The organism is Bacillus sp. FJAT-27986 (genome assembly GCF_001685035.1).
In the GTDB taxonomy this organism is placed as follows: domain Bacteria; phylum Bacillota; class Bacilli; order Bacillales; family Pradoshiaceae; genus Pradoshia.
In genome coordinates this window covers 209,372-222,764 of sequence record NZ_MAYV01000001.1, presented here as the reverse complement: position 1 = coordinate 222,764, position 13,393 = coordinate 209,372, and the positions used below count along the sequence as shown (strand labels likewise).

Annotated in this window: 13 protein-coding genes; 10 read left to right on the top strand and 3 right to left on the bottom strand. The window is 37.3% G+C overall.

Features of this window, described 5'->3' with window-relative positions; all coding sequences use genetic code 11:
- Positions 1–58: 58 nt before the first annotated feature.
- Positions 59–1,048 (top strand): Gfo/Idh/MocA family protein, encoded by a 990-nt coding sequence (locus A8L44_RS01005; protein WP_066100226.1) that lies wholly within the window; start codon positions 59–61, stop codon positions 1,046–1,048.
- 230 nt (positions 1,049–1,278) lie between these two features.
- Here the strand turns inward: A8L44_RS01005 and A8L44_RS01000 are convergent, their stop codons facing one another.
- On the bottom strand, positions 1,279–3,003 hold the full coding sequence (locus A8L44_RS01000; RefSeq protein WP_066100223.1) for an ABC transporter ATP-binding protein: 1,725 nt from the start codon (positions 3,001–3,003) through the stop codon (positions 1,279–1,281).
- Positions 3,004–3,205: 202 nt separating this feature from the next.
- Here A8L44_RS01000 and A8L44_RS00995 point away from each other — a divergent pair, with 202 nt between their 5' ends.
- Genes A8L44_RS00995 through A8L44_RS00985 form a run of 3 tightly spaced genes read left to right on the top strand, consistent with a single transcriptional unit; the run spans position 3,206 to position 8,003 of the window.
- On the top strand, positions 3,206–4,657 hold the full coding sequence (locus A8L44_RS00995; RefSeq protein ID WP_066102248.1) for an ABC transporter permease: 1,452 nt from the start codon (positions 3,206–3,208) through the stop codon (positions 4,655–4,657).
- Between the two features lie 14 nt (positions 4,658–4,671).
- Positions 4,672–6,147 (top strand): ABC transporter permease, encoded by a 1,476-nt coding sequence (locus A8L44_RS00990; protein WP_139063783.1) that lies wholly within the window; start codon positions 4,672–4,674, stop codon positions 6,145–6,147.
- Between the two features lie 47 nt (positions 6,148–6,194).
- Positions 6,195–8,003, top strand: a complete 1,809-nt coding sequence (locus tag A8L44_RS00985; RefSeq protein ID WP_375138403.1) for an ABC transporter substrate-binding protein — start codon at positions 6,195–6,197, stop codon at positions 8,001–8,003.
- A 163-nt stretch (positions 8,004–8,166) separates the two neighbouring features.
- Here A8L44_RS00985 and A8L44_RS00980 read toward each other — a convergent pair whose 3' ends face one another.
- Both A8L44_RS00980 and A8L44_RS00975 read right to left on the bottom strand, forming a co-directional pair.
- The gene (locus A8L44_RS00980; protein ID WP_066102243.1) at positions 8,167–8,928 is read right to left on the bottom strand and encodes a TPM domain-containing protein; all 762 of its coding nucleotides are present in this window, start codon (positions 8,926–8,928) and stop codon (positions 8,167–8,169) included.
- Positions 8,928–9,503 carry a LemA family protein gene (locus A8L44_RS00975; RefSeq protein WP_066100217.1) on the bottom strand — a complete coding sequence of 192 codons (576 nt, stop codon included), beginning with the start codon at positions 9,501–9,503 and terminating at the stop codon, positions 8,928–8,930. Before A8L44_RS00975 ends, A8L44_RS00980 begins: the two co-directional genes overlap by 1 nt.
- A 425-nt stretch (positions 9,504–9,928) precedes the next feature.
- On the opposite strand from A8L44_RS00975, the gene A8L44_RS19110 reads away from it, so the two are divergent.
- From A8L44_RS19110 to A8L44_RS00950, 6 genes are all read left to right on the top strand, one after another.
- A complete protein-coding gene (locus A8L44_RS19110; protein ID WP_225983674.1) occupies positions 9,929–10,099 on the top strand; it encodes a hypothetical protein in 171 nt (56 codons plus the stop codon).
- 44 nt (positions 10,100–10,143) lie between these two features.
- Complete coding sequence (locus A8L44_RS19105; protein ID WP_368072413.1) at positions 10,144–10,506, top strand: hypothetical protein; 363 nt, start codon at positions 10,144–10,146, stop codon at positions 10,504–10,506.
- A 176-nt stretch (positions 10,507–10,682) separates the two neighbouring features.
- Positions 10,683–11,000, top strand: a complete 318-nt coding sequence (locus A8L44_RS00965; RefSeq protein ID WP_066100214.1) for a hypothetical protein — start codon at positions 10,683–10,685, stop codon at positions 10,998–11,000.
- 304 nt (positions 11,001–11,304) lie between these two features.
- Positions 11,305–11,688: a hypothetical protein gene (locus tag A8L44_RS00960; RefSeq protein WP_139063782.1), complete on the top strand. Its 384-nt coding sequence runs from the start codon at positions 11,305–11,307 to the stop codon at positions 11,686–11,688.
- Positions 11,689–11,922: 234 nt separating this feature from the next.
- A complete protein-coding gene (locus A8L44_RS00955) occupies positions 11,923–12,576 on the top strand; it encodes a response regulator (RefSeq protein WP_066100207.1) in 654 nt (217 codons plus the stop codon).
- Between the two features lie 104 nt (positions 12,577–12,680).
- Positions 12,681–13,349 carry an EAL domain-containing protein gene (locus tag A8L44_RS00950; protein WP_077247933.1) on the top strand — a complete coding sequence of 223 codons (669 nt, stop codon included), beginning with the start codon at positions 12,681–12,683 and terminating at the stop codon, positions 13,347–13,349.
- Positions 13,350–13,393 lie beyond the last annotated feature (44 nt).

The following is a 13,393-nucleotide window of genomic DNA, read 5'->3' as shown; positions in this document are numbered from 1 at the left end:
AGAAACGGATCATTGTAATGATCCGTTTTTTTTAGGACTTTGGAAAGGAGAAATAAGAATGCCAAAAATAAAATGGGGTATTTTAAGTACGGCAGATATTGGGCAAACTCAAGTGATTCCCGCCATTAAACGTTCTGTCCATGGAGAGGCAACAGCGATTGCCAGCCAAAGTCAAAAGGCTAAAGATGTGGCTGCAAGCTTGGAGATTCCGAGGACATATGATTCATACGAAGAATTATTAGCGGATCCTGAAATACAAGCTGTTTATATTCCATTACCAAATCATTTGCATGCAAAATGGACAATGGAAGCAGCAAAAGCTGGTAAACATGTGTTGGTTGAGAAGCCAGCTGCTTTGACAGAGGCAGAAACAATTGAAATGATGAATGCGTGTGAGCGTTATGGTGTGAAAATGATGGAAGCGTTCATGTACCAATTTCATGCCCAACATAAACGTGTAAAAGATATTATTAAAACGGGAGAAATAGGCGAGGTAAAGTATATGTATGCCAGTCATTCGTTTTTATTAAGTGATGATGAGGATAATATTCGTTTATCTTCGGAAAAAGGGGGAGGGGCCCTATATGACGTTGGCTGTTATAATATCCATGCTATCAGGCATATTTTAGGAGCTGAACCAATAGAAATAATGGGCTTTGCAGATCTGAATAATCCTTATGATGTAGACTTAACTACCACAGCGCATATGACGATGGATAATGGTGTGCGAGCGATGTTTGATTGCAGTTTTGAAATGACTAATCGAAATGAATACCGCGTGGTTGGCACTCTAGGAGAGATTATATGCAGAAATGCTTATCGTCCAGATCTTGTTGGACATCAAGGGGAATTATTGGTTAAAAGCGGAGGGGAGACCCGAAAAGAAGTGATTATGTGTGATCAATATATGATGCAAGTGGATCATTTTGCAGAATGTATACTTAACGATCAAACCCCAGCATATACGCCATTGGATACCGTGCAAAATATGAAAATAATTGAAGCTTGTTATAAATCAATCAAAGATCAAAGTATTGTTAAGTTGTAACTTTTAATTGAGGTCTGTTAAGTCCGAAACATAAGTTTTTTCTGTGAGTATATGAAAGAAGAGTTTAGACAGATCAACATTGATTATACTTACTATATACTGCCAGACGAGCAAAATTTCCAGTTTGTGTATCCAGTTGTGGAAGAGCTGGTTATGTAAAAAACAAAGAAGTGGAAAGAGGCATTCAGGATCTTGGATGCCTCTTTAAGTTTTCAAACCAATGATTAAGGCTAAATGGCAACCCAGTGTCCGGCAGACACTTCCACTAGTTTTGTGTTTTCAACATTATACTCTTTTTTCTCTGTTTTAATTGATCCATCATTTTTTCTTTTTTGTGTTTCAATCTTTGGATCCGGGATAGGGATCGAGGCCAATAACGATTTTGTGTAATCATGCTGAGGGTTAGAATATAATTCTTCACTTTCGGCCAACTCTACTATTTTTCCTTTATACATGACGGCTACCCTATCGCTAATGTGTTTAACCATGGAAAGATCATGAGCGATGAACAGGTAGGTGAGACCGAGCCGTTGTTGCAAATCTTCCATCAATTCAACGATCTGTGCTTGGATGGAGACATCGAGGGCTGATAATGGCTCGTCACACACGATGAAGGCAGGGTCGACTGCTAAAGCCCTGGCGATACCGATTCGTTGTCTTTGCCCTCCAGAGAATTCATGCGGATATCTCATCGCGAATGCAGGATCCAAACCAACCATATCAAGCAAAGTCTCAACCCGTTTCTTTCGATTTGATTTATTGGTGGCGAGATGATGGACATCCAGTGCTTCACCTATGATATCCAATACCCGCATCCTTGGATTGAGAGAAGCATAAGGATCTTGAAAGATCATTTGCATATGACGCCGCATGATGAGCATTTCATTAGGAGAAAAGTCGTTTAGCGCCATACCTTTAAAAAGAATATCCCCTCCGGTAGGGGTATGTAATTGAAGGATTGAGCGTCCGGTAGTGGATTTACCGCTTCCTGATTCGCCGACGATTCCTAATGTTTCCCCAGCTTTAATACTGAAAGAAATATCATCTACTGCTTTTATTGTATTGCCTTTGCCAATATCGAAGTATTGCTTAAGATTGCGCACTTCCAGCAACGGGACATCTTCAGTATTTCTGATTATATTAGGTACCGGTTTCAATTTCTTCTTTTCATTTAGTTTCGGAAGTGCATGAAGTAACTTCTTTGTATAAGGGTGAGTGGGTGAGGTAAAGATTTTCTCTGTCGAACCAGTCTCTACAATTTCCCCGTTTTGCATGACGGCTACTCGGTCGCACATTCCAGCTACTACACCAAAGTCATGCGTGATTAAAATGATTGAAGTTCCGAACTTTTCTTGCATCTTCTTCATTAGATTAAGGATTTGCGCCTGAATGGTGACGTCAAGAGCAGTTGTAGGTTCATCTGCTATTAGCAAAGACGGTCGGCATGCCAATGCTATTGCAATCATTACCCGCTGTCTCATTCCCCCAGAAAATTCATGAGGATACTGTTCATAGCGAATTTCGCTGTCCTTAATACCGACCAATTCCAACATATCGAGCGCTTGGTTTTTGGCTTGTTTATCGGATAGATTTTCGTGTTTTATTAATCCTTCTGCAATCTGATCTCCGATTTTCATGGTCGGATTCAAAGATGTCATTGGATCTTGGAATATCATTCCGATATCGCGTCCACGAATGACCTCCATTTCTTTTTCTGAGTATTTCCCAATATCTTTTCCGTTAAAGAGAACCGTTCCGTTCTTTCGTCTGGCGCTCACTGGTAACAGCTGCATGATTGAACGTGCAGTGACGCTTTTACCACTGCCTGATTCACCGACAATTCCTAAGGTTTCTCCTTTATTAAGTGAAAAGCTGATATTTTGTACAGCTTGAAATTCCTGTTCTTCTTGTTCAAAAGATACCGATAAGTGTTGCACTTGCAATAATGAATTCATCAAAAGACACCTGCCAAATCATCATATTGGTCCAAAAAAGACTAATGGATATATTTCCTCGTACTGTTGACTTTTACCAATTGCTAAAATAAAATATACTATACCACTCGGAAAAGTGCAATTATTCTTAAATCTTTTGTTTATACGAATGATTATATGTATTCGGCTAAACGCTGAAGGAAAAAAGGAGGGGATATTATTGATTAATGAGCAGGAGTGGAAGGGGAACCATTCTTTTGTAAAGAGGATAGATCAAATTTTTAGGAAAATGATGGCTAACTCTGCATATAAAAGTTTCCTCCTGATTTTGGGGGCTCCGCTCTTTTTAATTGTTATGTTTTATTATCTTTTCAAAAGAAACAAAGGTAGTTATACAGCTGCAGAAGCAGAGCTAAAGCAATCCCTTATCGATTCTGGCCATTTCACTGCTTTTAAGAAGGACTATCAGGATCAGCTTAGAAAAAAGCGGGATTTCTTTGACAAGAAAGTAGACGATAAGGAGATTGAGCAAAAAGCAACCCAACTTGCCGAGCATCGATTAAATGTCTATATATCAGAGTTAATGGTCTCTTCGACTCGCGATGATAGTGAACCGTGGAAAGGGAAGATGCAGTTCGAGGATGTATTTTCTGTATTGCTCCGCGAAAGGTGGTTCTTCTTCATTTCCTTCATTGCTGGTTTTTTTATGTACATATTGATGTTTATCTTTAGTTACCCTTATGTAAAATACGTGATGGAACGTTTAATCATGACTATTTTCGTTGTTTTGGGTGTAAGTATACTTGTCTTTACGATTTTGTATATTTCACCGTTCAATCCTGCTGCTAACATATTGGGAGAAACGGCAACGAAGGAGCAGATTGCCGCATTCAATACTTTGCATGGATTGGATCAGCCCTACTTTATTCAATTACGAGACACCATAATCGGAATCTTCACTTTTGATCTAGGTAGTTCTTTTGCTGGAAATGAAGACGTGATATCTTCCATTATGCGTAAGTTTCCAATTACATTGACGATCGCCGTCTTTTCTTTATTGCTCGCAGTACTGGTCGCATTACCAACCGGAATCATTTCGGCTATCAGAAGGAATACAATCTTTGATCATTCTTTTATGTTAATTGCCTTGCTTGGACTATCAATTCCGAGTTTCTGGCAAGGGCTGATCTTCATATTGGGCTTCTCGGTTCATTTAGAATGGCTACCTGCAACGTATCGTGCTAACAATTGGCTTTCGCTAATCATGCCTGTCGTGGTACTTGGAACAGGACTGACAGCTGCAGTTGCCAGAATGACCAGGTCATCGACACTTGAAGTCATACATGAAGATTATATGTTGACGGCAAGGGCAAAAGGTTTAAGTGGAAAAAGAGTTGTCATGAGACATGCAGTACCAAATGCTCTTATCCCAATTATTACGGTGATAGGACTACAATTTGGAGGAATGCTCGGAGGGGCAGCAGTCACAGAAAAAGTGTTTAATATCAGCGGTCTGGGCAGTTATATTGTCGATAAACAATTTATACCGGATGTGCCGGCAGTAATGGGCGCTGTCATCTATACAGCCATTATCATTTCTATTGTTAATATGTTCATCGATATCTTGTATGCATTCTTTGATCCGCGGATTCGGCATAAGATGAAACAATACTAAAGCAGGTGTATGAAATGAATAGTTTAAAAGCTTCACAGGAATATAGACAGGCGAAGTTCGCTTTAGGTATTTCTTTGATACTTACAATCATTTTTCTGCTAAATGTCTATGATTTCAAAAGTATGGAAAGTAGAGGATTTTTCTTATGGATGTTTGGGATTTATACCTGCTTTACTGCCATACAGGGCATTTTGCTGAGGAGAATGAAAATAGACTTACTGGAAAAAGGAGATATTTCGATTATTACCAGGAGGTTGGGGATTATTCAACTGGCAAGTCTATTCAGCGGGAATGTCTTTTTGACAGCAGCTGCGTTGATCTTGATTAAAAAGAAGAAAAATCTCTATTACTCTCTTGGAATTTATATGCTATTGGTTGATTGCTTTGTAATAGGTGTTTCTGCCCTTAATTTGTTTAAACCGTATGTGTCAAACAGTTTTATGACAGGAATGGCTACCTTGATTGCGATAACATTGTTCCATCTGTTAGGTGTTTTGTTGCTCCTGAAAGGGAGACTGCATAAGAAGGCATCCATCGTTGTCGCTATTTTCTTTCTGTTGAGCACCCTTACCGGAAATCTGTTTTCTCTAGTGTTTGGAATAACGATCCTACTAAGGGCTAGAAATCTGCAGTATGGTGTTAAGACAGAGTGGGAATCAATATGGGAAAGGTTATCAAAGCATTTTGCAGCGATGCTGAGTTTGTTTTTTATCATCTTTCTGTTCATGATTTCAGTGTGCAGTATGTTTACTTTTGAAATGAGTCTTGCAATCGAAAATAATTACGGAGCAATCTTGCAATCTCCGAGTCTCGTTTATCCATTCGGTACGGATAATTTCGGCAGGGACGTTTTTTCCAGGCTTGTATTCGGTGCTAGAATATCACTCATTGTTGGTTTCCTGGCTACCCTTATTCCTGTATTGATCGGAGGATTCCTAGGTGCCATCTCAGGCTATTATGGCAGACATACTGATAATATCATCATGCGGCTTTTAGATATTTTATATGCTATCCCAGGTATTTTGCTGGCGATTACAATCATTGCTGCCTTTGGAGCTAATACTGTTAATTTGATTATCGCCTTAAGCGTAGGGGCTATTCCTACATATGCCAGGACGATGCGCGCTAATGTGCTCCAGGTTTCTAATTATGAATTTGTAGAGGCTTCGAGGGCTCTTGGAGTAAAGGATCGTGCCATCATTTTCAAACATATCATCCCTAACTCCATGGCTCCTATGATCGTGAAATCCACTTTAACAATAGGTGCAGCTGTCATATCGACAAGCAGCTTAAGTTATCTTGGACTTGGGGTTGAACCACATATACCAGAATGGGGAAATATTTTGCGAATTGGAAGCGCCTACTTGGAATCTAATCCTTATCTTGCTATTTTTCCTGGAGTAGCAATCGTTTTGCTTGTGTTGTCATTCAATTTTCTTGGGGATGGTCTGAGGGATGCACTTGATCCTAAGCTTGATCGATCATCCTGATTATGAAAAGAAGCTTTATCAAATATGAATCATTTGGGGGAGTTATTTTGAAGATAAAAGGATTTATGCCGTTATTGCTTGTATTCTTATTGGTTCTTAGCGCATGCACAGTCCAAACAAAAGATGATGTAAGTAATAAAGTTAATGATGGTGAAAAAAAGGAAGCTATTGAGATTGAAATATTGAGTACGAGTGCCAACGAGTCAGATGTAAATATTCTTCGTGATCAACTTACGAAAAATGGATTTGAAGTCAAATTGAATCTTCAACCGGATTTCGGAAGCTTTAAAGCACAGGAAGATGCAGGCAATTTCGATGTGTCTATGTCGAGTTGGACCACAGTTACGGGTAATCCGGATTATGCGGTGCGATCGTTGTTTATAACAGGAGGGGATTATAGCATTATATCAGATCCTAAATTGGATAAATTGATTAATAAAGCATCTACTCAAACTCCAGAAGAATATAAAGGAACCTACAAAGAGTTAGAAGACCACCTTGTATTTGAAAAGGCTTATATTGCTCCTTTGTATATATCCAACAAAAATCAAGCGGTTAATACAGATATATTAAAGGAAAAATCCGTACGTTTGTCGAAGTCGCGGGCCTTGGCGTGGGATTCAATTGATTTTGCCGATACTACAAAGCGTGATAAGGAACCTTTGAAATTGACACAGTCGATGTCTACGCTAACTTCTCTTGATCCAATCAAAGGGAATGATGGTTCCATCAACCAATTGAATACGAATATGTATATACGTTTGGTGAATTTGACTGACGATGATAAAATCACCTCGGATGCATCCTTATCGTTGAATCATGCCATTGCTGAAGGAAATACGGAATATTATTTTGTACTCAGAAATGACATTCGGTTTGCTAAAGTAGAAAATAAAAAGGCAGTTGACTCAGGTGAAAGAGTCGGAGCAGAAGATGTCATATTTTCCTTGAATCGTGCGAAAGACAAAGATTCCGTACCGGACCACAGAACATACAGCTTGCATGAGCATATCAAGAAAGTAGAAATCGTTGAGGACGTGGCGAGCCTTGAATCAGTGAAGCTTTCCAATGAGAAAGGCACCGTAAAGGACGCTCTTAATAAAGATCTGGAAAGTGAAATAACGGGACTAGTCAAAGCAAAAGAGGATGCCGATCAAAAAAATGGGAAGTATCAAGTCGTAAAAATGACAACAACTGAGCCATTCCCACAGGTGTTGAATTATCTAGCCCACCAATCTGCAGGAATTGTTTCGAAAAAACAAGTTGAAAGCATCAATACTTATGATGTAGCTTCTTTCGATGTCAAGAAAGATATCCCTTATGGAGATCAAAGTACGGTAACCGAGGGCAGCCAATATAATAACACGTTATATACAAGCGGACCTTATATAATGCTGTACAAAAATGACTATGAAGCTGTATTCCAAAAGAACCCTGCTTATATGGAAGGGGGAGAATACGAACCATATATTAATAGAGTTTCCGTACGATTTATCAAAGACCCTGATAGCGCATTTAGTGCACTACGAAGCAGTGAAATCGACATGCTATCCGGTGTACCAGAAACAAAGTTTGATATTCTTAAGGAAGACAGCAAGATGAAACTACAAAGCATCCAGAGTAATGCCGTTTCTTACTTGTTATTTAACACGAAAAATCGTGATGTTGCACAAAGTGAGAACTTAAGAAAGGCAGTTCTTTATTCCATTAATCAGGATGAGTTCATTCAATTCTATAAAGGCGATAAAGCAAAGGCTATTTCAACCGTCAGCCCGCTTGTTGATACAGGTAACGAATTATCCCCTGATGCTGAAAAAGTCAAAAAAGCTTTAGAAGCCTATCGCTCTGAAAAGTAAATAGAAACAAAAAAAGAATCCCGAAAAGGATTCTTTTTTGTTCAGTATGACTGATTAAGAATATATTCTGTATATACAAAATACGAAACTGGGAAAGGAAAACAAACTGATTTTCTATCGCCGGGTTCAATTATGGTATTGATTAGTTATAGGTATTTATAATTTACCAGCCTCTCGAAGCCCCGCCGCCGCCAGATGAACCGCCACCGCCGCCGCGATTTCCACCTCCACGACCTCCGCCGTTCCTTGAAAATGCAGACAGAATGTGAAGAAGCATATAAGTAAATGTACCACCAAAGAAAGTCATATCAATAATGATAAATGTAACAAGTGCAGCTCCTATTAATAGTTTTTTCCAGGTCGCCATACCGCCTTCATTATTTACTTCGGAGACATAAGCTTTCGAATCGGTTGATTCATTTAGTTGATATTCCTGAGAGACGACATTAAATAATTCCTTATACGTATTGATGACAGCCTCGTTAGGTTGGTTAGATTGCATATATGGAATAGTATACGTGTCCAATATTCTGCCAACCTTTCCATCAGGCAATGCCCCTTCAAGACCGTATCCAACTTCAATACGGGCTTTTCTATCCTTATTCGCTATTAATAAAAGGACACCATTATTAAGTTCCTTATCACCTAGCTCATATGTACGGAAGGCATCCAGTGCGTATTCTTCAGGTGTTTGATTATCTAAAGTATTTACGGTTAACACAGCAATTTGGGCTTTTGTTTGATCTTCCAATGTACGACCTAACTGAATCAACTGTTGTTTCTCACTGTCATCTAATAGATTGGCGAAATCCTGAACGTAAATATCCCCTTGTGGTTTGGGAACAGCTGCGGACACTGGACTTCCAATCAAGCTGACCAATAAGAATAAGAAAGTCGCCATTGAGTGGAGAATTCTTTTAAACATCATTCAGTTCCATTAAAATCTACTGTCGGTGCCTGCTCTGCGCCATCAGCAGCTTTAAAATATTCCTTGCTATCAAAATTAAATAATCCGGCAATCAAGGCACCGGGAAATTGCTTCACTTTTTTATTATAAGTGGATACTTCCGTATTATAATCCTGTCTTGCTACAGCAATCCGATTTTCAGTACCGGCCAGTTCATCCATTAATTGCTGGAAACTTTGATTGGCCTTCAGATCAGGATAGTTTTCAACAACAACTAATAGTCGATTTAATGCACCTGTAAGTTCATCATTGGCCGTTGCTTGTTCCTGCGGTGTATTAGCACCGGCAAGATTTGCACGAGCAGTTGAGACATCATTTAAAACGGCTTCTTCATGCTCGGCATACCCTTTAACGGTATTAACTAAATTAGGAATTAAGTCCATCCTTCTTTGTAATTGGTTGTCGATCTGGGAATAAGCTTTATCGACATTCTCTTCTGCGTTCACAAAGCCATTATAACTCGAAGCAAACATAGCGATTATAATGCCAATAACCACAACCCCAGCAAGTAATATGATTGATCCTCTTTTCAATATTTTTGCACTCCTTTCTTACACTATATAACGTTTGATGGGTGAAAAAGTTTCATTAATCATCATACCCCTAAATATAAAAAAGCAATCTTAGTTGAAAGGCTTCATTTCCTAATTATAATTGGGTTTACCTAATAAAAAGAATGTTTTAATTAATATTCTTGCCAAATTGTCAGGTTAGTATAGTAAAGAGAAATGTTAAAGAGAGGTCAGTCTAAATCAGATAATAATTTGCAAGCAAGTTGAAGCCAATTGAATAAAATGCGACAGAGTACTGTCGGCCATTTATTATCTAAACAGTATAGGAAGAGTTTTGTTGAACTATTCTCCAAGTTCTAGGTGATAACCTGGCTATTGTATTAAATGGTTAAAGGGTTGTGAATTGAGGAATATATTGACTATCTTATTCTTGGAAGGGGTTGTTTATGATTAGACGGGAGTTAAATACTCTTGTCTTTATCTTAATTGTGGTTATTAATGCTTTGGCTAACTTGCTGCCAATCAACGGTCAGACGACAGGAGAAATATCAAATCGAATTGATGTATTAATCACACGTGCAGGTTACGCATTTTCTATCTGGTCTTTAATATTTTAATAGGTATATGGATTATTCGACAGTATCCAAGGGAGCGTCGAGGATTGCCTGTTTATACAAATACTAGCATTATATTTATGTTAAGCGGGCTATTGAACTGTACGTGGATCCTGACCTGGCATTATGAATATTTCATAGCTAGTCTTGCTGTTATGTTTACCTATTTAATCAGTTTGATCATCTTGTATAGGCGAATGAAAAATAGCAATCCTGGCTTATTAGACATCGCACCATTTTCAATCAATCTTGGATGGATTAGTGTTGCGACAATTGTTAATGTAGCTTATGTATTGAAAGAATATGGGTGGGACGGCTTTGATTTATCCGGTGAGATATGGACAGCTATTATGCTTGTGGTTGGTACAGGACTGGCGATTATCTTTAAATTTAAGGAATCGAATTATTGATATCCCTTTGTCTTTGTTTGGGCATACAATGCGATTGGAATTCGTAATCAGGAGACTTCAGAGGGCATTGCCTACATGGCATATGGGTTGGCTGTTATCATCTTTATTGCATCATGTATCCCGGTAAACAAACAAAAACAAACATATAATCACAACGTAAGGTAGATAAATAGTTAATGTTAAAGAGGCTGGGACAAATAAAACGAAATAAAGACAATAGAGCTCAGCATAATCCTCCTTCAAATATACCGATCAGAATGCTAGTTTATAAATTTGAAAGGGATATGAAGGGTATACATAAAAGAAAGTTTGGAGAATTATTCCGTGATTGGCTGAACCGGATTCATTTAAATAATGATGAGCTGAATCGTCAATTAAGCGAAATATATGAAAGATCTCGTTATGGGGAAGAGGATATTCCGAAAAACGATGTAAAGGTATTTAAAGAGATGCTTAAGCAAATTAAGAAACAATTGGATAAATCAGCTGAATAATTGGATATAAATAGATATGATAAGCACCGACTGGATAATAAATAACAAAAATATATTATAGCACGTGCAATAATGAATTAAATTTATAGCAATGTAATAATACAGCTGCCCACAGATTTTCTTCTAGAAGGATAAAAATTTCATGATTATTAGTTAGATAAATAAGTAAAAGGGCTTATCTTCCTTAAATATTAAAATGACTTTGGGCATCTTTTCATATCCGTAGGTAACGACTTATACTAAAAATATAAATTAGTCAGAATATTTGGTATTATGGAATTGGAAAAACTCTAAAGCAGGGAGGATGAAAGATTTGTTGATTCATTCACACGAAAAGAGTTTACATAAAAATAGAAGCAGGATAAGTACACAGGTATCCTATATGGATAATCCGGATCAAAAACTTGATGTTTTATTAAATGTAGCCGGGAATGTACTTTTGGTTCAAGGTTATCTGATGGAATTTGAGAAGATGATTCAATTATCTAAAGATGCAAAAAGGATAAAGAGACAGTACATAAAAATTATGAATTATATTAATGCGGAATTGCATGAAGATTATCGGGAATATTATTCAGAACGTGCCCAAACTTTATATGCTGAGTATATGAGATCATCTAAAAAAAGAAACTTTGGAGGAATCCATATACTTCATAGATACATACCACAGCGTAAATCCATCTATTAATAACTAATCATATTATTTTTCTGATCTTTATAAGAGCCTCATTTCCTTTTTAGGGAATGAGGCTCTTAGTTTATTTTACAATACTAGGAATACTTAGGAAAAAAGTATATACTTCGACAAAACTTGTTATTATACTAGGACTATAGACTTGTTTTACCAAAAATTACAAATAGGTAAAGTGTATAAAACTTTTCAATAATCCAGTAACGAAGGGTAAGAAGTGATGTGGAATGTATGAGTAAAATAAATATTCTTATAGGAGAGAGTCAGGCCATTATTCGTGATGGATTATTTATGATTTTGAAGGATGAACATGACTTTGAAATGACAGGTTGTGCTGGAGATACTGATAGTCTTATAAAAATGATGTCTGAGCAAAAACCAGATGTAATACTCCTTGATAGCAATCTTCCTCCAAATGGAGGGAATGAAGCCTTAGCAATCATTAAAAATGCCTATCCTTCTAGTCAAGTAATCATGCTTGCAGCGGATACAAATGAAGATGAAATCATCGATAGTATCAAAAAGGGAACAACCGGGTATATTTTAAAAAATGTGGAAACGAAGCATCTTCTTTATTCAATTAGGCAATGCGTGAATGGGCATATCGTACTGCCCTCTATTATTCAAAAGAATTTAATTATGTATTTACAAAATGAACCATCATCGCCAATACCAATTAAACTGGAGAAACAGGGAATTAACCTGAACGATCGGGAACATGACATTATTAAACTATTGTCAGAAGGGCATACAAATGAACAAATAGCCCACTATTTATTCTTATCTAATGGTACAGTTAAGAATTATGTAAGTCAGCTATACAGAAAGTTTAAAGTAAATAACCGTTCAGAATTGATGGCTTATATATATTCTTTAGTGAATTAAATAAATAGGAATGAAATAGTCGATTGAACTTCACCCAAGAATGGTCGATAAATAGAGTGGGATTCTTTTTAATACTCACTAAATTATTGATTAGGCTGCTAGAAATGAAAAGAGGTGAGCTATCTTTGTTTAGTCATTATTATACCTATGGATTCATGTCGCCGGCTGTATTCATCAAGATAGCTGAAGAGGCCAAACTTATTGTACCGCTTGAAAGGTTAATTATCCGCCAAGTATTCCAGCAAATTAAGGTATGGAAAAGGGAAGGGATATATATTCAACTTATTTCAATAAATATATCTGTTATTCATTTTTCACAGGAGGACTTTGTTGAATTTTTTGCAGAAGCATTAAAAGAATATGGGTTAACCGGGAAAGAAATTGGTATTGAAGTGATCGAAACTATCATGATGCATGATAAACAGGAAAATAATCATTTATTACAACAGCTCCGTCAAATGGGGATACAAGTCAGTATTGACGATTTTGGAACCGGATATAGTTCATTTAGTTATTTAAATCAATTGGCTGTTGACACTTTAAAGATTGATAAAAGCTTTGTTGATGATTTCGAAAGTAATAGTAAAATCATTTCTGCTATTATTTCGATGTCACATTCTCTAAATTTGAAAGTAATCGCTGAAGGTGTGGAGACGGATAAGCAGATGGCATTTCTAAAAAGTATCCGCTGTGACGAAGTCCAAGGTTATTTATATTCAGAACCTGTGCCTGCACATGAACTAAAAACAAAGCTTAGGAGAATCGCTAATTAACTAGTAAATTAGGTCCTTGTTCTTATGCATAGAACAAGAGGCTT